The following is an 18,461-nucleotide window of genomic DNA, read 5'->3' on the forward strand; positions in this document are numbered from 1 at the left end:
CGCGGGAGCCCCCGATCCGAACGAGGTTCGAACCGTCGCTATCGGCGTGTTTAGTCGGTCGGCATCATCGACGAGTGATGGTGGACGATCTTCCACTCCCCGTCGCGGTTTTCGTACACAAAGGTGTAGCGCGCCGGGACGTCCTTCGTCTCGCCACCGTCGGTGACGCGGAAGGTGTAGGTACCGGCGTCGGTCAGCTTGTTGCAGCCAAGCTTCACGTTGCGGGTGTTGATCGTCCCAAAGGGCTTCTTCTCCAGGAAGTGCTCGAAGTAGTCCTGGATCTCGGCGTGCGTGGTGCGCGGGACGTTGGAGACGGTCGGGAGCAGCACAGCGTCCTCGGCGTAGCGCTCGGCGACCTTGCGCGCGTCACCCGTCTGCAGGGCGGCGTTCCAGCCCTCGAACAGCTCCTCGGCCAGGCGGCGGGTCGCCGGCGCACAGACCACGCAGCTCTCGTTGGCTGGGGTATCGATCGCGCCGAACCGGAGGTCACCGCCGGTCCCGGTCACCGGATGGTGCTGATCGCGGTGCGAGGCGCTCAGGCTCAGGCGAGCGCGCGGCGCCTGGTCGGCGTTGATGAACTGGGTGCCGCTGATACGCGGTCGGCTGCTCGTGGTCACTGACTGATCTCCGAGTTCGGCCGTTAGCGGCCGGGTAATCCGTGAATTGTAAGGTACGCTCCCGGGCCTGTCATTCCGGACCCGCCCCGCATGCCGCCGCTCTCAGCCAACCCCTGCAGATTGGACCGCTGCGCTCGCAATGACCGCTTGTGGTCAGCTCGCCTGGGCCTTGAAGGCCGCAAGGAGATCCTCGACCTGGCCGCGCACGCGCGCCTCGTCCTGGATCGCGAAGTCGAGAAAGGTCTGCGCGACCACCGACAGGACCTTCTGTCTGGGGTGAACGATGTGCCACTGGCGGTGAATCGGGAAGTGCTCCACATCTAGCAGTGCTACCGGCCCGCCCGCCCCCTCTGCACTAAGGGTGTGCAGCGACAGCACCGCAATCCCCAGGCCGCCAATCACCGCCTGCTTGATCGCCTCGTTGGACCCGAGCTCCATGCGCACCGTCGGGCTGATCCCGTGCTCCTGGAACAGCTTGAGCGTTGCCTCGCGGATCCCGGAGCCCGGCTCGCGCATCAGGAACGTCTCCTGTTCCAGGCGCTCGATCGGGATATTGCGCTGTCCGGCCAGCGGGTGATCGCGGCTGGCCATCACCACCAGCGGGTTCGGCGCGAACGGGTACACCGCGATGTCGGTCAGCCGCTCGGGCACGTGTCCAATGATGTACAGATCGTCATCGTTGTTGGCCAGGCGCTGCAGCACACGATCGAAGTTGCTGACCTCCAGCGACAGTTCGATGTCCGGATAGCGCTTGGCGAACTGCCCGAGGATCGTCGGCGCGAAGTACTGCGCGGTGGTGATCACCGCCAGGCGCAGCCGCCCCCGCTTGAGCCCGTGCATTTCCGCGAGCTTCATCTCCAGGTTGGTCAGCGCGCCGAGCATCTCGCGGCAGGTGTCGTACAGCAACAGCCCGACCTCGGTGGGGAAGGCCTTGCGCCCAACGTACTCGAACAGCGGCAGGCCGAGGGCGCCGGAGAGCTTCTTGATCTGGATGGAAACGGTGGGCTGGGTCAGGTAGAGCTCTTCCGCCGCACGGGTAAAGCTACCCAGACGCACGATCGCTTCGAACACCTGCAGCTGGCGCAGGGTGGCGTGCCGGATCAGGTGCGCCGGCAGTTCGGATTTCAGCATCACCTGCGGAAGGCCGGACTCCTTCTGCGGTGTCGTGCCGGTCCCTTTCCTGGCCATGCTAGTACCCGTGACCCCTACCGGGTGAGACCGGCGTACAGCATCGGCAGCTTTTCCGGGAGCCGTTCGATACGATCCAGCACCATGAAGTGCTGCGCCCCGAAGATCCGTTCGACGTACTCGTCGGCGTTCGGGTCCAGGCTGATGCAGAAGCTGTAGACGCCGTTCTTGCCCACCTCTTCCACCGCACGCTTCGCGTCCTGACGCAGGTACTGCGGATCGCGCACATCGGTATCCGCCGGCTCGCCGTCGGTCACGATCAGCAGCAGCTTCTTCTGCGTGCCCTGTTGCTGCAGCAGATGCCCTGCATGCCGAACGGCCGCGCCCATGCGAGTGGAAAGCTGACCCTTCATCCCGGCCAGTCGTGCCCGGGCGTGATCGTCGTAGGGGGCGCCGAAGTCCTTGAAGCGGTAGTACTCGACATCGTGGCGACCATCCGAGGCAAAGCCGTGGATGGCGAAGGGATCGCCAATCTTGGAGATTGCCCCGCTCAGCAGAGCGGTGGCCTCGCGCGCCAGCTGTACCACACTGGTCTCCGTACCCTGGACCATCTCGTTGGTGGACTCCGACAGATCCAGCAGCACCAGCACCGACAGATCGCGAACCTGGCGGATATTGCGCACGTAGATGCGCTCGTCCGGCTGGCGCCGCATGCGCAGATCGATCTGTGCATCAACCAGCGCGTTCAAGTCCAGCTCGTCGCCCTCGGCCTGCTTGCGCAGGCGCTGGACACCCTGCGGTTGCATCGCCTCGATCAGGAACTTCAGGCGCGAGATCAGCGGCTTGTGCTTTTCGTTAATCGCGTCGATCTCTGCCACGTCACCCTTCTGCGGACGCCGCTCCAGCAGGGTGACCCAGTGCGGCCGTTCCAGCTGCATCTGGTAATCCCACTCATGGTAGTGATACGGCAGCGAGATCGGCTCCTTGCCCTCCTGCTGGTTGATGCTTTCCTCTTCGCCGTCCCGGAACCATTCGGTCGCCAGCACCATGATCATCTGGGCATCGTCCCCAGCGCCAGGGACATCGAGGGTGTTGATCATCTCCATGGGGGTCACGTAGACGCGTTCCTGGTTCGAACCGCTGGCCATCAGCGTCTCGAAGTCGTCTTCCTCGCGCCCGAACGCCCACATGTAGCGATTGTCGTCACGGTAGAGCACATCCGGCGCGACCTGCCGCGGGTTCATGTAGCCCTGCTCCGGAAACTCCGGCGCCAGGGCCTCCGCCAGGGCGCGCGCCAGGCCGGGGGCCTCGAGATCCTCCGTCCGTTCGGCCAGCGCCGCACGGGCCCTGGTCACGAACGGATGGTCGTCGCGGTAGTCCGGGTCCAGCAGGGCCCGTGCGGTGCGGGCCAGCAGGGCCTGCGGCGCTTCACCGTCGTCCGGCGTCGCGGTATGCAGGGGTGTCCAGAGGTTGCGCAAACCCGGGAAACCCCGGCTTGCCAGGGCCTCCACGCGGGCATCCTCGAACAACTCGGTCAGCACGCCGGTCACGCCGCGCGGCGCCTCCTCTGGCTGCATTTCCCGCGTGTAGACCACATGGGCCGCGGCATGGGCCGCCGCCGCACGGTAGAGATCGAGCCCGGTCAGGCCTTCCCAGTCGTCGAAGGCATCCGGCAGGAAGATCGTGAAGCCCTCGATGTAGGGCTTGTAACCCTCGCGGGACTCAAAGTCGCCACTCGTCGGCCGCATGAAGAAATCGCGCGCCCAGAGCGAACGCAGGTAGAGGTTGATGCGCCGCTGCACATCCACGAACAGCGTGCCGCGTCGCTCCTTCTGGAATACCGAACGGGACTCGGGCGATTCCAGACCAAAATAGGCGATCTGTTCCTCGAGGTCGGTACGGTGGGCCTGCGCGCCCCAGGTCGCCCAACGGCGCAACCCACCCAGCGTCAGTTGCGAAAGCAACTCGTCGAGGTGTTCAAGCATCGGCCGAACGCCGCGTGGCGCCTGCCCCAGCAGGTTGTCGACCAGGCGCAGATATCCCCCGAACAGGCGCAGGTCACCCAGGCGTCGCGCCGCAATCGGGCTGGTGGAGATCAGCAGGGTAATGACCGCCCCACTCGTCTTGGAGTACATCTTGATCGCCGAGCTCACCAGCTCGCCGACCGCATCCTCGCCCAGTTCCTGCGCCAGATCCGGCGCCTCCTGGACGAAGGCCACGACCATCTCCGAACCTCGCCCCAGAGAGTGCAGGCTGCGTGCGCCTTCCAGGTAGTAGCGCTTCAGACCACCTGTACTGAAGGCCCGCGTCGCCTCCTGCCACGAGGCCTCGAGGACCTCGGCGGCCTGCCCCCCGAGGTCCTCGAGGAGGTCCTGGTATTCCTCCAGATGGATGCTCATCGTGTTCGGCGCATGCGCCTAGAAGAACGTCGTGACGGCAGAGTCGAGCGCGTCGCGCATATCGGGGTCGTCCGTGATCGGACGCACCAGGGCCATACGGCACGCGGCCAGCGGCGCGACGCCCTTGGCAATCAACGACGCGGCGTACACCAGCATGCGGGTCGAGATCCCCTCGTCCAGCCCGTGGCCCTTCAGATTGCGCGCGCGCTCCGCGACGCTGACCAGCTTGCTGGCCATATCCTCGTTGACCCCGCCTTCGTGGACCACAATCCGCGTTTCGGTTGCGTGATCCGGGTAGTTGAAGTCCAGCGCGCCGAAGCGCTGCTTGGTCGACTCTTTCAGGTCCTTCATCAGGCTCTGATAGCCCGGGTTGTACGAGATCACCACCTGAAAATCCGGATGCGCCTCGACCATCTCGCCCTTCTTCTCCAGCGGCAGCATGCGACGATTGTCGGTCAGGGGGTGGATCACGACGGTCGTATCCTGGCGCGCCTCGACGATCTCGTCGAGGTAGCAGATCGCCCCGTGGCGTGCCGCCTGGGTCAGCGGGCCGTCCTGCCAGCGCGTGCCGTTCGCATCCAGCAGATAGCGCCCCACCAGATCCGAGGCGGTCATGTCCTCGTTACACGAGACGGTGATCAGCGGCTTGCGCAGCTTCCAGGCCATGTGCTCGACAAAGCGCGTCTTGCCGCAACCCGTGGGGCCCTTGAGCATCATCGGCATGCGCACCGAATAGGCAGCCTCGTACAGCTCCACCTCATCCGCCGTGGACTGATAGTAAGGCTCCTCGGTGATCAGGTGATCGCGTAGTTCGTCCTGCATGTTTCGACTCCTCAATCAGAAAGGCCGGGGCGCAGGCCCCGGCCACCGGCACGCATCGGCCTCAGTCAGGCCAGACCCGATCCGGATGCAACGCGCTGCCGCCCTTGTTCGCCTTCGGCTCCTTCTTTGCAGCCGGCTTTTTCCGGGCCGGAGTTGCCTTGGCCTGGGCCGACTGGGCGGTCGTCCCCGTCTTCTTGGTCGCTGCCGGCTTCTTGCGCGCCGTGGCCGCCTTGCGGGCCGGAGCCTTGCGGGTCTTGGTCGCCGCCTTCTTGGTGGCGGCCGCCTTGGTACTCGCGGCAGCCCGCGGGCTACTGCTCGCCGGCTCCTGGCTGGTGTCCTTCTGTGCCGCGGCCGGCGCGTCGGCCTTGGCCGTGCTGTCCGGGGTCTGGTCCTTGTCCTGGTCCTCGCGCGCGCTGCGCACGCCGGCTGCCAGCTTGTCTTGCAGATTGCTCATTGCGACACCTCCTCGATGATGGCTTCGATTTCCGCCGCCGCCGCCTCGCCCGGCTTGCCCAGATCAAAGACGGAACAGCCTTCCAGCGCAGAACGCCGATATATGGCCCGCCGGCGGAGTGACTGCTCCAGGGCGGGGATGTCGATCTCCATCAGTGCGTGTTTCATCGCACGCGACAGCGCACTGCGGACTTCGAGCTGATTAATGACGATGAAGGGGCGCAGGGCGGGATTCCTGAGCTTGGCCTCTTCGAGCCCGCGCCCCATACGGACGCTACCCCACAGATCCACCGGCGACGGAAGCACCGGGATCAAGACCTCGTCCGCGGCTGCCAGGGCACCGGTGACAGCCCCGCCCTCGAGCGTCGGCGGGCAATCCACCACGATGTGGTCATAGTCCTTGCGCAGGGCCTTCAACTCGCGGTCGAGGGGCCCGGCAACCGCGAACACCGACGCCGCAAACGGACGATCCTCGGAGGCCATGCGCGCCCATTGACCGGCCGAACCCTGCGGGTCGGCATCGACCACCAGCGTACGCCCGCGCCGGGCCAGTCCGGCCGCCAGGTTCATGGTCAGGGTGGTTTTGCCGGTACCGCCCTTCTGATTGACTACCGCGATTACCCTCGAACCCACGCAACAGCCTCCTGCGGAAGGGGACCGGGCTCGACCCGGCCCATCAAGAATCCCCCGGCTCAGCCGGTGGTGGCATCGGCCAGGCGGTCGACTTCAAGGGCAAAGGCCTTGTCGCCTTCCCCAAGCTGTTCGCCATCACGGGCGTCGATGGTGATATTCACGTAGGTCGTGCCGAAGCTGATGTTCGGATGATAACCATCCTGCTCCGACAGGTCGGCCACGTGGTCTAGAAACTTCCGCGTGATGCCGTAGCGGTCGAACGTGAACTGTTTGCTCATGGACGCCGAGGTCCCCTTGCCGGGTTCCCACCCGGCCGGAACCACGAGATCGGTATCCGCCATTGCCTACTCCGCTTGTGTTGCCGCGTCCGCGCTCGTCACGCGGTGCTGCCCTGGGCATCGATCTCGCGCACGTGTTCCAGTTCATCCTCGAGGATGCTCTCGAACAGCGCCGCATCATCCACCGCACCGACGCGCCGGCAATAGACGGCTGCTTCGTCGTACAGACGAATCGCCTCCATCTCCAGCTCGCGCGAGCGCGCCAATAGTTCGGCCATCGAGCGGCCAAGCCGCACCGGCGCCAGCTGGCTGCCGTTCGGCGCCACCCCATAGTGAAACATGCGAGTCATGAAGCGATCCGCATGATCCAGCTCTTCCTGGGCGTCCCGACGCAGGCAGTCGCTTACGTCGGTCATTCCCCACATCGCGGTCAACCGCGCCTGGGCCAGGTACTGCTGGACCGCCGACAGCTCATGTGCCACCGCCCGGTTCAGGTACCCCACGATCCGTGGATCGGACATGGATGTCGCCTCAGCTGGCCGAACCGCTGGCGGTCGGGGCCGTCGGCAGGATGCCTTCCACTTCCGAATGCACACGCGCAATGATGTGCGCAGCCACCAGGCCGTCACCCACACGCTCGCAAGAATCCGCGCCCGCACGCACCGCCGCGTTCACGGCACCGGTTTCGCCACGGACCAGCACGGTCACGTAGCCGCCACCGACGAACTGGCGACCGATCAGACGCACTTCGGAGGCCTTGGTCATCGCATCCGCGGCTTCGATCGCCGGGACCAGACCGCGGGTCTCGATCATGCCAAGGGCCACACCAGAAATTTCGTTAGCCATCATCTACCTCTTCTTGAAAAAGCCGTCGGGCCCATTACGGACCCGACGGCGTTCGACTACCGTGAGTTACGGCTTTTCCGGGAGGATGTTCTCCACCTCGGAATGGACGCGAGCAATGATGTGGGCAGCCACGAGGCCGTCACCGACACGCTCGCAGGAATCCGCACCGGCACGCACAGCGGCGTTCACGGCACCGGTTTCGCCACGGACCAGCACGGTCACGTAACCACCGCCCACGAACTGACGCCCGATCAGACGCACCTCGGAAGCCTTGGTCATTGCGTCCGCGGCTTCGATCGCCGGGACCAGACCGCGGGTCTCGATCATGCCGAGGGCCACACCAAAGTTTTCGCTAGCCATTACTCAACTCCTATCAAGCGTTACTGATGATTTACTTTTCAACCTGCTCGGGCAGGATGCTTTCCACTTCGGAATGCACGCGGGCGATGATGTGCGCGGCCACCAGGCCGTCACCCACACGCTCGCAGGAATCCGCACCGGCACGCACAGCGGCGTTCACGGCACCGGTTTCGCCACGGACCAGCACGGTCACGTAGCCGCCACCCACGAACTGGCGACCGATCAGACGCACTTCGGAGGCCTTGGTCATTGCATCGGCCGCTTCAATCGCCGGTACCAGACCACGGGTCTCGATCATGCCCAGCGCCACACCAAAACGTTCAGTTGCCATTGTCTTCTCTCCTGGATTTACGGTTTTTTAAAACAAAAATGACGCTCACGCCGCCTTGCGGGAACCAGCAGAGCGCTGTGCATCGGTCTGGTCTTGTCCTGCCTCGTCCTTCGACCCTTCCGTCTTCTTACCACCATCGTCCCAGTGGTCGATGATGCCGCCGATCGTGAGATCGGTCTGGATAGTGTTGTCGTCCAGCGCAAGCCGCGCGGCCGACCCGCTGATGGTGAACACCCAGTTGCCCGGATGCGCCCCGACCGGGTCCACGGCCACACTGAGCGCGCCCTTCTGGTCGACCAGCACGCGCAGCGAAATGGTGCTCAGCCCGTCGACGCGACGGGTTACCACCAGTTCATCCTGCACCTGCATGATTTCCATGGAGCTACTGCTCCTCCCAGTAATCGATGATCCCGACGATCGTCGCGTCACTGGGGTAGGACTTGTCACCGGCCGCTTCGCGCGCCGCCGAGCTGCCCACCACGATGACCCAGTCCCCGGGCACGCAGCCGACCGCATCGACCGCCACGGTGCGCGGCCCGCCCGCCTTTTCCTGAACCACCAGCAACGGCCGGTGCCCCAGATCGCGGATGCGGTTGGTCGAAACCAGCGTCTTCTCAACCTTGCAGATCTTCATTCCCGTTCCCGTGTGCGTCAGGCGGCCAGTGGTTCCAGACGGCTACCGCTGCGTTTGTCGCGGATCACCATGTGGCAGCCGATCAGGCCCTTTTCAGCCAGGTCGCGATAGCGATCCATGATCGTGTTGCGAATCCGGCGACAACGCGCCTCGACCCGCTCCCGCGATCCCGGCACCTTGCGGTCGTAGCGATAATGCACCACTACCGGAATCGGCAGGCCGCGCTCGACATTCAGCTTCCGAAAAATCTTGTTCACGCCGACATCCATCCCCTCGGCGCCCTCTTCCATCGTCTCCAGGTGGGCAAAGTACGCGAAGTTGCGAACCTGCATCTCCTCGATCTCCTGGCCCACGATGATCACGCGCTCGCGGTGGCCGACATCGGCGTAGTGGCCGCCGTGATAGCGCGCCACATAATCCAGCTGCGAAATGTTGCTCAACAGCAGCCGCGAGATCAGTCGCAGCATCCCTTCATGCGGCGCGCCGTTACCGCGTCCCCAGCCCTGCTGGTGAATCGCATCCTGGATCGCCTGATACACCCGCAGCGATGCGGTCTGTTCGTCCAGTCCCTGGGTCGCCCGGTACAGCTCCGCGCTTTCCACGAAGCGGTACAGGCTCATGCGCGTGTCCGCATCCGGGATGTGAATCTTGATCGCATCCGTATCGGTATCCACCCCGATCAGGAGCGTGTCGACCGAGGCCCCACAGCAGTAGGTGTTCTCGATCGCCTGACGAAACGCGCGCAGCTGGTGCAAGGCACCGTCCGCGGCATCGCGCTCGCTGTTGCCGTGCGCCGCGCAGCCCTGGTGCAGCGGATCCGCGCCACTGTAGTGGTAGGCCGCAATCTTTAGATAGCGACTGGGGACATCGGCCGTGGTCGGCCGGCCCTCACGAAAGCGCAGCAGTTCGCGCTTGGTCCAGTGACGCACATCCTCCTCGATGTCGAACTGCGCCCCGGCGTAGCTCTTTACCCGTACCGCGAGATCAGGCAGGCGCAGGATGAAGCGCCGCAGGCCCAGCAGGCGCCCGTCCGAGCAGGGCGAGATGTCCACTTCGTGGAAGTCGCAGTCGAGGAAATACGCAATCGCGCTATCCGCTTCGGCCACCAGGTCATCCCGTCCCGCCCAGTATTCGTTGACCACCTGATCGAACAGCTCGAACGTTCCGTGCAGATACAGTTCGCGCGTATCCAGATCGTTGATCCAGGCATCCTCCAGCGCCTTTTGCGGCAGCTGGTACCCCAGGCGCTCCTCGACGATCGCCTGCGCCCGCGCCTCGAAGTCGCGCTCGTGCTGCAGCGCATGCACTTCCTTGAGCACTGGAACCAGCTGCGCAAAGCGCTCGCGGAACCCCTGCTCGAAGGCGTGCAGCCGTTCGTTCATCGGGACATCCGCCAACGCATGCCCCGCGGTCAGTTCACGCGTCATGTCCGGACACGACGAGCCGCAGGCCGGCACCGCGGACACCGGGTCCGCAGTGCTCGGCGCCGCTGCGCGCGCAGCCGCAATCCGGGACTTCGCGAAGCGTGAGCCCATGGAGCTGTTTTTGCGGCGACCACGCACCATGACGTTCTTCAGAGTCCTCGCCTGTCCTTAACCGCGCGCCCCGCCGGACAGCGTCACCAGAGAACCGGCGTCGCTGTTCCCGGAGGAACCCGTGATCCTGCTCGGGGGCACTTCCTTGCGCTCGAGTTCCCGATTGATATACGCGCTGCGGCCTTCACCACGCGGATTGCCCTTCTGCGTCTGGTTGCGCCGCGTCGAGAGGCCCTCGGTCCCGGTCACGTGGTCACCGCGCCCCCAGTCGTCGCCGGTAATGGAGACGCCATTGCTGCTGCCGTTCACGGTCACCCGGTTGGCGCCGACCTTCTCGCCTTCTTCCACCGGCTCGACGACCGCTGCTTGCTTGCTGGCGCCATACCGGAACTCTTCGGTGCCGGACACCAGACCCATCGCCTTGTTGATGGACCCGGTCACGCTCCCGCTACTGCCGTAGGCGGTCCCCGTCACGCGCTCCCGACGCTCTGCGGCGACCCGCGCCGGGGTGTCCACGCTGAAGCCGGCGTTGGGCATCGGGCGAGAAGCGGCTTGCGCCACTGGCTGGGCCGGCGCGGCCTGCATGCCCATCCCTTCCGGGCGCAGACGCGGATGGAGACTGCTCGCGGCACTGGCGCAGCTCTTGGCAAATTCGTTACCGCCCACATACGGGGAACCGGACACGTCCTGACAGGCGCCCCGTTCGGTACCGGTCACGCGCTTGTCGTAACCCGGCTGGCTGCCGGACACCGAATGCCCCGGCGTGGAGTGCCGTTCGGCCACCCGCGTACCGGCCGCGTTCGAATCCTGCGTGTCGCAGAACTGGTCATACTGATCCGGACCGATATAGGCCGTGCCGCTCACCGGCTTGCAGGCGCCATATTCGTCACCGGTGACGCGCGAGGAACGCCCGATCGCCGAGCCGGACACAATTTGCTGATTCCAGGTACGGCCCACAGTCACTTTCTCCGGGCTGGCTTCCGGGCGATGACCGCCACAAAAGGCGTCATAGTGCTCGGAGCCGGCATATTCCGTGCCGGTGATCGGCTTGCAACCACCATATTCGTCACCCGTCACGTGGATCGAATGATCCACCTGGGTACCGGAAACCTCGCGACCTCGCAGGGTGTGCATTACGCCCACCTTGGGGACGCCACCGGCGTCCGGGCGCTCGCACAGATCGCCGAAGTCGGACTTGTTGTAATACGGCGTACCGGTCAGCGAGGCACAGGACCCGCGCTCGTCACCGGTTACATGCCGGCTACGTCCCACGGCCACACCGGTCACGCTCTGGTCTTCCATGGTGTGCGACTCCTGGACCTTGGCCGCTGCGGGTTCCGGGCGCGTGCCGCAAAAGCCCTGGAACTGCTCGGTGCCGAGATATTCGGTTCCGGTCACTGGCTTGCAGCCGCCATATTCGTTGCCGGTGACGTTGACGGAGCGTCCGACTTCGGACCCGGTCAGTTCACGACCGCGAAGCGTATGCATTACGCCAACCTTGGCCGGCGCCCCGTTCGACTTTCCCGTGTTGCAGGGAACCTCGCTGTTCGCGGTGTTCAGGTATTCGGTACCGGTCACATCGCGGCAGGCGCCGGCTTCGTCGCCGGTCACGCTCGGGCTGCGCCCGACCGAAGTGCCGGACACGCCCTCACCGTGACGGGTGACCATCACGCTCGTGCGGGCCGGACCGGCCTGCGGACGCGTGCCGCAGAAGCCTTCGTATTGTTCGGTACTGAGATACTCGGTGCCGGTGATCGTCTCGCAGGACCCACGCTCGTCGCCGGTCACACGGTTCGACCGCCCAACTTCGGTGCCACTGACCGACTGACCGTGCGCGGTGTGCGACGTGCCAACCTTCGGCGGATTGCCGGCCGGGCGCGCACCACAGTACCGCTCGTAGTGCTCCACCCCGAGGTATTCGGTGCCGGTGATCGAAGAGCAGCTGCCTGCCTCCGTGCCGGTGACGCCCGAGGTGCGCTCGACCTGCGTGCCACTTACATGGCTGCCGGCCAGCGTGGTGCCCTCTTCAACCTTCGGCGGCGCATCGCCCTCGACGGGCCGCGGCCGGCCACAGGGACGCCCCGGCTCGGCCGAGCCACGGCCCAGCTTGCACAGTTCTTCACGGCGCTGCCGAGCGACTTCGCGGGCGGACATCCCTTGGCGCTTGGCGGCCTTCCAGGCGCCTTCCTGCGGCATGGTGCCGCGAGCCTGACCGCCGTTAAAACGCCGACGCTGGGCCTTCTTGCCGCTCTGCGCCATGGCATCCCGGCGCGCCATGCAGATCGCGCGAACCTCCGAGATCATCGGATGCGGGCCGGCGGCCTCGCCCCCGGAGTCGACCTTGTGGCACAGCTGGTCCAAGCCGCTCTCGACCACCGCGGCGTCGCGGCTCGGGGCGGTGTTGACCGACGCATCGCGCTCGGCCTTCTCGCCCTTGCAGCCGCAACCACAATCCTTCTTGGATTCCTGGGTGGGCGCAGCCACCGGCTCCGATCCCTTGATGCGATCCCCACGGCGCGGTTCCGGCGCAACGGCCTTCTTGCCTTCCGTGGAGAGCGCCTGACGCCGCAGGCGGCAGATCTCGCGACCGCTCATGTTCGAGCAGTCGACCTCGACGTTCTGCGACTGGGCCAGGGCTTCCAGCTGGCGCGAACGCTCGGCGCCGGCGGGGGCCATGCCACCCGCGGCCTGGGCACGCGTATTGGTTCGGCCCACAGCCTTCTTGCCCTGGCGCGCCATCTTCTGGCGCCGCTCAAGGGCGGCCTGGCGCCCATTCGAGACACCCGTGTGCGCGCCCGGTTCCGGGCGGCGCTCGGGCGTGGTTTCGCGGGTCTCGACGGAGACCTGCGACGAGGATTCACTGGAGTGCATCTCCGGCTCCCGCGCCTGGGGTGCCGGGGCAGGGTCCGCCTTCGCCTGGCGCGCATCTCGCGCAGCCCCAGCGGAGCGGCTGCTCCCTTTGGTTTGGTCGGTCGACTTCACGGCAGCCTTGCCATTGCGAGACATGGCTTTGCGCCGTTCCAGGGCACGTTCACGCCCCGAGAGACCTTCAGACGCAGATGTCGGATTACTCATGGCACTTCCTTACAGTTGGCGGCAGCAACGGTAAATAACGCTTTACTGAACTGCCGGGCCCGAAGGCGGACCCGGCAGGTACCGGGCCCTAATTAGCGACCGCGATCGACCACGAAGGCCGTGCCCTGGCTCTGGGCATAGTTATCGTAGGCGAGGAAGCGAACCATCATGCCGGGGTTGGCACGGCGGCACTGCTCGATCTCGCTCAGCACGGCCTCGACGGACTGCTCGCCGAACATCGGGAGCTTCCACATGTACCAGTAGTTGGACATGGCGTGTTCTTTTTCGCTGTACTCGACCGCCGGGTTCCAGCCCTGGGCAATCGTGTACTCGATCTGACGGCGAACCTGATCGGCGTTCATCTCGGGCAGGTAAGAGAAGGTCTCGTACTTCTGCACCGGCTTGAAGTTCTGAATATCGGACATGTCGTTAATCCTATGCGCTTGTTCTCTGAAGGTGCGGGCAGCCACTCAGGCCGCCCGCACACGGACGATCACTTGTGTTGGACGTCCAGCTTGTCGGTGGTGTCGAACTCGAACTTGATTTCCTTCCACGTTTCCATGGCGATCTTCAGTTCGGGACTGTGCTGGGCGGCCTGGGTCAGGATCTCCTTGCCTTCCTTCTCGATCTCGCGACCCTCGTTGCGCGCCTGGACGCAGGCTTCGACGGCCACGCGGTTGGCGGTCGCGCCCGGAGCATTGCCCCACGGGTGGCCCAGGGTGCCGCCACCGAACTGCAGCACGGAGTCGTCACCGAAGATGGCGACCAGGGCCGGCATGTGCCAGACGTGGATACCACCGGAGGCCACGGCGAACACACCCGGCATGGAACCCCAGTCCTGATCGAAGAAGATGCCGCGCGAGCGGTCTTCCGGGATGAAGGATTCACGCAGCAGGTCAATCCAGCCGAGCGTCGCCGCGCGGTCGCCTTCCAGCTTGCCGACCACCGTGCCGGTGTGGAGGTGGTCGCCACCGGACAGGCGCAGGATCTTGGCGAGCACACGGAAGTGGATACCGTGCTTCGGATGACGGTCGATGACCGCGTGCATGGCACGGTGGATGTGCAGCAGCATGCCGTTGTCGCGGCACCAGTTGGCCAGGCCCGTGTTGGCACAGAAACCGCCGGTGATGTAGTCGTGCATGATGATCGGCGCGCCAATTTCCTTGGCGTACTCGGCACGCTTGTACATCTCTTCCGGGGTCGGCGCGGTGACGTTCAGGTAGTGACCCTTGCGCTCGCCGGTTTCTGCTTCGGCCTTTTCGGTCGCTTCCTGGACGAAATCGAAGCGGTCACGCCAGCGCATGAACGGCTGGGAGTTGATGTTCTCGTCGTCCTTGGTGAAGTCGAGACCGCCACGCAGGCACTCGTACACGGCACGGCCGTAGTTCTTCGCGGACAGACCCAGCTTCGGCTTGATGGTGCAACCCAGCATCGGGCGGCCGTACTTGTTCAGGCGATCACGCTCGACCTGGATACCCATGGGCGGACCACCACAGGTCTTCACGTAGGCGATCGGGAAGCGCACGTCTTCCAGGCGCAGCATCCGTATGGCCTTGAAGCCGAACACGTTACCGACCAGGGAGGTGAACACGTTCACCATGGAGCCTTCTTCGAACAGGTCGATCGGGTAGGCGATGAACGCGTAGAAGGACTCGTCGTCACCCGGGACGTCCTCGATCATGTACGCCCGACCCTTGTAGTAATCCATGTCGGTCAGGAGGTCGGTCCACACCGTGGTCCAGGTACCGGTGGAGGACTCGGCTGCCACAGCGGCGGCAGCTTCTTCGCGGTCGATACCGGGCTGCGGGGTAATCTTGAAACACGCCAGCAGGTCAGTATCCAGCGGCGTGTATTCGGGCATCCAGTATGTTTCGCGGTAATCCTTGACGCCCGCGGAGTACTTCTTGGCGGCAGACATGTGGCCTTCTCCTACGCGTTGGTTAATCGTGATGGTCGCCTAGATTAGGGAGGGCAATCACTAATAACAAATAAATAATCTAGATGCGACCGATAGACAATCGTTTATATAAAAGCCGGACAGCGGGAGGGCCACTGACCGGCAGGGGTTCGGGTTCGCAATGGTGCAGCCAGGCATCGAAACACCGACCGCGACGGATTGCGGAGGTCGATTGTAGTCGAAGACCGTAGCCTGTGCATGCCTTTGGCGCGACCCACCGCACAGGCCCTGTGACGGGCCGCCGGGAACGCCCCGTCACACAGCCCACGAGTCCGGGCATCAGGACGTGGCGGCAGCGGCAGGCTCTCCGTCACCGGCGGCATGGTGATCCCGCGCCAGGTAGAGGTAGATGGCGGGCACCACGAACAGGGTGAACAGGGTCCCGATCGCCATACCGCTCGCGATCACCAGGCCCATCGCGAAACGCGAGCCGGCGCCGGCCCCGGCGGCCATCAGCAAGGGCACCATCGCCACCACGGTCGCGGTGGTGGTCATCAGGATCGGCCGCAGGCGCAGGGCCGACGCCTCCTCGATCGCCTCGCGCAGCGTCCGCCCCTGGCGCTGCAGCTGGTTGGCGAACTCCACGATCAGGATGCCGTGCTTGGCAATCAGGCCGATCAGGGTCAGAAGGCCCACCTGGGTATAGATATTCAGCGAAGTCACCCCAAGGCTGATGAAGATCAGTGCCCCGGCGATCGACATCGGCACCGTGGTCAGAATGATCAACGGGTCGCGGAAGGACTCGAACTGAGCAGCCAGGACCAGGAAGATCACCAACAGGGCAAAGAAGAAGGTGACCACCAGCTCACTGCCCTCGGCCTTCAGCTGACGCGACTGTCCGGCATAGTCGACACTGACATCCGGTGGGAGCACGTCGGCGGCAATCTCGTCGACGATGTCCAGCGCCTCGCCCAGGGTCACCCCCGGCCGCGGCACGCCCGACAGGGTCACGGCATTCAGCTGCTGGAAGCGCTTGAGCGAGCGCGGGGTCACCGTTTCTTCCAGTGTCACGATGCTGGACAACGGGATCGGCTCGCCGTCACGGGTACGCGTGAACAACTCTTCCAGCTGCTCCGGATTCAGGCGCTCGCTGCGCTGCACCTGAGGAATCACGCGATAGCTGCGGTTCTCCATCGCGAAGCGCCCGGCAAACCCGCCAGACAGCATGGTTGCCAGATCGGCATTGAGCGTGGCCATGTCGATCCCGAGCTGGGCGGCGCGTTCGCGGTCGATCTTGAGATCCACCTGCGGCTGATCGAAGTCGAGATCGGAGTCCATGAAGATGAAGCGCCCGGTCGCCATCGCCCGCTGCATGATCTCGCTGGCGAACTGCTCCAGCTCCTCGAACGAACCGGTGGAACCCAGGACCACACTCACCGGTGCACCGTCGCCCGGAGTGGGCAGCTGCGGCGGCTGGATCGCGAACACCTCCAGCGCCGGGATGCGGTCCAGGCGTGGCTGCAGCTCCTCCTGCAGGATGGTCTCGGTATCCCGATCACGCTGATCCCAGGGTGCGAGGACGAAACCGCCCAGGGCCTGGTTGCCGGCACCGGCGATCCCCGGGCCGCCGCCAAAACCGTTCACGATAAAGATGTTATCGAGCTCCGGGATTTCGTCGAAGAAGCGGTCGGTCAACTCGGTGTTGCGTTCCAGCCAGTCCAGGCCCATGTAGGCGTCGCCCTCCATGATGGAGAACGCGAAGCCCTGGTCCTCCGGCGGCTCCAGCTCGCTCTGCGAGGTGACGAACAGGAAGTAGCAGGACACCAGCACGATGGCACCGAACACCGCGATGGTGAAGCGGTCATTCAGCGCCCCATGCAGGCGCCGACGATAGCGTTGCTGGAGGGAGTCGAAGCGTGCATCCAGCCAGCCTTCGATCCGTCCGCGCTTCTCGGTGGCGCCATCGCGCAGGATCTTCGAACACATCATCGGCGACAACGTGATCGCGACAATCCCCGAGATCACGACGGTCGCCGCCAGGGTGAACGCGAACTCGATGAACAGCGTCCCGGTCAACCCGCCAATGAAGCCCAGTGGCAGGAACACCGCCACCAGCGTGGTCGACATGGCGACGATCGGCCAGGCCAGCTCGCGCGCACCCTGGATCGCCGCGTCCATGCGCGACATGCCCTCCTCGATATGCCGCGAGATGTTCTCCAGCATGATGATGGCGTCATCCACCACGATGCCGATCGCCAGCACCATCGCCAGCAGGGTCAGCAGGTTCAGGGAGAACCCCATCAGCAGCATCAGCATGAAGGTGCCCACCAGCGATAGCGGCACCGCCACGGCCGGGATGATCACGCTGCGCAGCGAGCCGAGGAACAGGTAGATGACCACCAGCACGATCGCCAGGGCGAGGCCGATGGTCACCAGCACCTCGTCGATCGCACTCTGGATGTAGTCGGTGGAGTCATAGACGATCTCGCCCTCCAGCCCCGACGGCAGCCGCGGCAGGATGCGCTCGTCGAATACGTCGCGGACTTCGGCGATCAGGTCCAGGGCATTGGCGTCCGGCGCCAGCTCGATGCCGACGAAGGTCGCGGCCTGGCCATTGAAACGCACCGAGGTGTCGTAGCTTTCCGAGCCCAGCTCGACCTCGGCGACATCGCCGAGGCGCACCAGGTCACCGTCGGCCTCGAACAGGATCAGCTGCTCGAACTCCTCCGGACGACTCAGATCGGTATCCGCCGTCAGATCCAGCCCAACCATGGAACCCCGCGTCTGCCCCACGGCGGACAGCACATTGTTGCGCTCCAGAGCCTCGCGCACATCGCGCCCGGTCACACCAAAGGCGGCCATGCGATCGGCATCCAGCCAGGCGCGCATCGCAAAGCTTTGGGCACCCAGGATCTCGGCACGCTGCACGCCGTTGATGGTCGCCAGTTCCGGCTGCACCTCGCGGATCAGGTAATCGGTGGTCTGGTTGTTGGACAACCGTTCGGAGTAGAACGACATGTACATTGCGGCCACGTCCTGGCCCACGGACAGATCCACCACCGAGTCCTCGGCCTCCGCCGGCAGGTCGCTGCGAATCTTGTCCACCTGGGCGGCGATCTGCGTCAGGGCCACGTTGGGGTCGTAGTCCAGCTCCAGATGGGCCTCGACGATGCTGATCCCCGCGCGGCTGGTGGAGACGAGGTAATCGATCCCCTCGGCCTCGGCCACCTCGCGCTCCATCGGCGTGGTGATGAAGCCCTGCACCAGATCGGCATCCGCGCCGATATACGCGGTGCTGACGGTCACCACCGCGTTCTGCACCTCGGGGAACTGGCGCACGTTCAGGTCAAATACCGCGCGCACCCCGAACAACAGGATGAACAGACTCACCACCGTGGCGAGCACCGGCTTCTGGATGAAGATATCGGTAAAGCGCATGCCAGCGACCCCGCT

General features: G+C 64.9%; 18 protein-coding genes. All 18 read right to left on the reverse strand.

The genetic code is table 11. The features are described from left to right. Positions 1 to 50: 50 nt before the first annotated feature. Positions 51 to 617 (reverse strand): SgcJ/EcaC family oxidoreductase, encoded by a 567-nt coding sequence (locus D575_RS0102525; protein ID WP_018144341.1) that lies wholly within the window; start codon positions 615 to 617, stop codon positions 51 to 53. A 153-nt stretch (positions 618 to 770) separates the two neighbouring features. Continuing rightward, positions 771 to 1,748 carry a LysR family transcriptional regulator gene (locus D575_RS0102530; protein ID WP_018144342.1) on the reverse strand — a complete coding sequence of 326 codons (978 nt, stop codon included), beginning with the start codon at positions 1,746 to 1,748 and terminating at the stop codon, positions 771 to 773. 74 nt (positions 1,749 to 1,822) lie between these two features. Beyond that, entirely contained in the window at positions 1,823 to 4,144 is a 2,322-nt protein-coding gene (locus tag D575_RS0102535) for a nitric oxide reductase activation protein NorD (RefSeq protein WP_018144343.1), read from the reverse strand. An 18-nt stretch (positions 4,145 to 4,162) separates the two neighbouring features. Next, a complete protein-coding gene (locus D575_RS0102540; protein WP_018144344.1) occupies positions 4,163 to 4,966 on the reverse strand; it encodes a CbbQ/NirQ/NorQ/GpvN family protein in 804 nt (267 codons plus the stop codon). 61 nt (positions 4,967 to 5,027) lie between these two features. Further along, positions 5,028 to 5,420: a hypothetical protein gene (locus D575_RS0102545; protein ID WP_018144345.1), complete on the reverse strand. Its 393-nt coding sequence runs from the start codon at positions 5,418 to 5,420 to the stop codon at positions 5,028 to 5,030. Further along, entirely contained in the window at positions 5,417 to 6,052 is a 636-nt protein-coding gene (parA, locus tag D575_RS0102550; RefSeq protein WP_018144346.1) for a ParA family partition ATPase, read from the reverse strand. Before parA ends, D575_RS0102545 begins: the two co-directional genes overlap by 4 nt. 59 nt (positions 6,053 to 6,111) lie before the next feature. Further along, positions 6,112 to 6,393, reverse strand: a complete 282-nt coding sequence (locus tag D575_RS0102555) for a 4a-hydroxytetrahydrobiopterin dehydratase (protein WP_018144347.1) — start codon at positions 6,391 to 6,393, stop codon at positions 6,112 to 6,114. A gap of 35 nt (positions 6,394 to 6,428) precedes the next feature. Beyond that, positions 6,429 to 6,851 carry a bacterioferritin gene (locus D575_RS0102560; protein WP_018144348.1) on the reverse strand — a complete coding sequence of 141 codons (423 nt, stop codon included), beginning with the start codon at positions 6,849 to 6,851 and terminating at the stop codon, positions 6,429 to 6,431. A gap of 10 nt (positions 6,852 to 6,861) precedes the next feature. After that, positions 6,862 to 7,176 (reverse strand): BMC domain-containing protein, encoded by a 315-nt coding sequence (locus D575_RS0102565; protein ID WP_026182021.1) that lies wholly within the window; start codon positions 7,174 to 7,176, stop codon positions 6,862 to 6,864. Positions 7,177 to 7,242: 66 nt separating this feature from the next. Continuing rightward, positions 7,243 to 7,536: a BMC domain-containing protein gene (locus D575_RS0102570; protein WP_012982276.1), complete on the reverse strand. Its 294-nt coding sequence runs from the start codon at positions 7,534 to 7,536 to the stop codon at positions 7,243 to 7,245. Positions 7,537 to 7,567: 31 nt separating this feature from the next. Next, positions 7,568 to 7,867, reverse strand: a complete 300-nt coding sequence (locus D575_RS0102575; protein ID WP_012982275.1) for a BMC domain-containing protein — start codon at positions 7,865 to 7,867, stop codon at positions 7,568 to 7,570. Between the two features lie 45 nt (positions 7,868 to 7,912). Next, complete coding sequence (locus tag D575_RS0102580) at positions 7,913 to 8,245, reverse strand: carboxysome peptide B (protein WP_018144350.1); 333 nt, start codon at positions 8,243 to 8,245, stop codon at positions 7,913 to 7,915. 4 nt (positions 8,246 to 8,249) lie between these two features. Then, positions 8,250 to 8,501, reverse strand: coding sequence for a carboxysome peptide A (locus D575_RS0102585; protein ID WP_017940626.1), 252 nt, complete (start codon positions 8,499 to 8,501; stop codon positions 8,250 to 8,252). A gap of 17 nt (positions 8,502 to 8,518) precedes the next feature. Next, positions 8,519 to 9,928 (reverse strand): carboxysome shell carbonic anhydrase, encoded by a 1,410-nt coding sequence (locus tag D575_RS0102590; RefSeq protein WP_018144351.1) that lies wholly within the window; start codon positions 9,926 to 9,928, stop codon positions 8,519 to 8,521. A 165-nt stretch (positions 9,929 to 10,093) separates the two neighbouring features. Further along, positions 10,094 to 13,042: a CsoS2 family carboxysome shell protein gene (locus tag D575_RS0102600; protein ID WP_026182022.1), complete on the reverse strand. Its 2,949-nt coding sequence runs from the start codon at positions 13,040 to 13,042 to the stop codon at positions 10,094 to 10,096. Positions 13,043 to 13,203: 161 nt separating this feature from the next. After that, complete coding sequence (locus tag D575_RS0102605; RefSeq protein ID WP_018144354.1) at positions 13,204 to 13,536, reverse strand: ribulose bisphosphate carboxylase small subunit; 333 nt, start codon at positions 13,534 to 13,536, stop codon at positions 13,204 to 13,206. 68 nt (positions 13,537 to 13,604) lie between these two features. Next, entirely contained in the window at positions 13,605 to 15,029 is a 1,425-nt protein-coding gene (locus D575_RS0102610; protein WP_018144355.1) for a form I ribulose bisphosphate carboxylase large subunit, read from the reverse strand. Between the two features lie 318 nt (positions 15,030 to 15,347). Further along, positions 15,348 to 18,446, reverse strand: coding sequence for an efflux RND transporter permease subunit (locus D575_RS0102615; protein ID WP_018144356.1), 3,099 nt, complete (start codon positions 18,444 to 18,446; stop codon positions 15,348 to 15,350). Between the last annotated feature and the right edge of the window lie 15 nt (positions 18,447 to 18,461).

Origin of the sequence: Thioalkalivibrio sp. AKL6 (assembly GCF_000376905.1) — a bacterium.
Taxonomy (GTDB): domain Bacteria; phylum Pseudomonadota; class Gammaproteobacteria; order Ectothiorhodospirales; family Ectothiorhodospiraceae; genus Thioalkalivibrio; species Thioalkalivibrio versutus.

Bases quoted from the DNA above. Each gene is read 5' to 3' on its own strand.
- D575_RS0102580 (WP_018144350.1), bottom strand. From the start codon at position 8,245: ATGGAAATCATGCAGGTGCAGGATGAACTGGTGGTAACCCGTCGCGTC.
- D575_RS0102540 (WP_018144344.1), bottom strand. From the start codon at position 4,966: ATGCAGGACGAACTACGCGATCACCTGATCACCGAGGAGCCTTACTAT.
- D575_RS0102545 (WP_018144345.1), bottom strand. From the start codon at position 5,420: ATGAGCAATCTGCAAGACAAGCTGGCAGCCGGCGTGCGCAGCGCGCGC.
- D575_RS0102555 (WP_018144347.1), bottom strand. From the start codon at position 6,393: ATGGCGGATACCGATCTCGTGGTTCCGGCCGGGTGGGAACCCGGCAAG.
- D575_RS0102570 (WP_012982276.1), bottom strand. From the start codon at position 7,536: ATGGCTAGCGAAAACTTTGGTGTGGCCCTCGGCATGATCGAGACCCGC.
- D575_RS0102560 (WP_018144348.1), bottom strand. From the start codon at position 6,851: ATGTCCGATCCACGGATCGTGGGGTACCTGAACCGGGCGGTGGCACAT.
- D575_RS0102585 (WP_017940626.1), bottom strand. From the start codon at position 8,501: ATGAAGATCTGCAAGGTTGAGAAGACGCTGGTTTCGACCAACCGCATC.
- D575_RS0102565 (WP_026182021.1), bottom strand. From the start codon at position 7,176: ATGGCTAACGAAATTTCTGGTGTGGCCCTTGGCATGATCGAGACCCGC.
- D575_RS0102610 (WP_018144355.1), bottom strand. From the start codon at position 15,029: ATGTCTGCCGCCAAGAAGTACTCCGCGGGCGTCAAGGATTACCGCGAA.
- D575_RS0102605 (WP_018144354.1), bottom strand. From the start codon at position 13,536: ATGTCCGATATTCAGAACTTCAAGCCGGTGCAGAAGTACGAGACCTTC.
- D575_RS0102615 (WP_018144356.1), bottom strand. From the start codon at position 18,446: ATGCGCTTTACCGATATCTTCATCCAGAAGCCGGTGCTCGCCACGGTG.
- D575_RS0102535 (WP_018144343.1), bottom strand. From the start codon at position 4,144: ATGAGCATCCATCTGGAGGAATACCAGGACCTCCTCGAGGACCTCGGG.
- D575_RS0102575 (WP_012982275.1), bottom strand. From the start codon at position 7,867: ATGGCAACTGAACGTTTTGGTGTGGCGCTGGGCATGATCGAGACCCGT.
- D575_RS0102590 (WP_018144351.1), bottom strand. From the start codon at position 9,928: ATGACGCGTGAACTGACCGCGGGGCATGCGTTGGCGGATGTCCCGATG.
- D575_RS0102600 (WP_026182022.1), bottom strand. From the start codon at position 13,042: ATGTCTCGCAATGGCAAGGCTGCCGTGAAGTCGACCGACCAAACCAAA.
- D575_RS0102530 (WP_018144342.1), bottom strand. From the start codon at position 1,748: ATGCTGAAATCCGAACTGCCGGCGCACCTGATCCGGCACGCCACCCTG.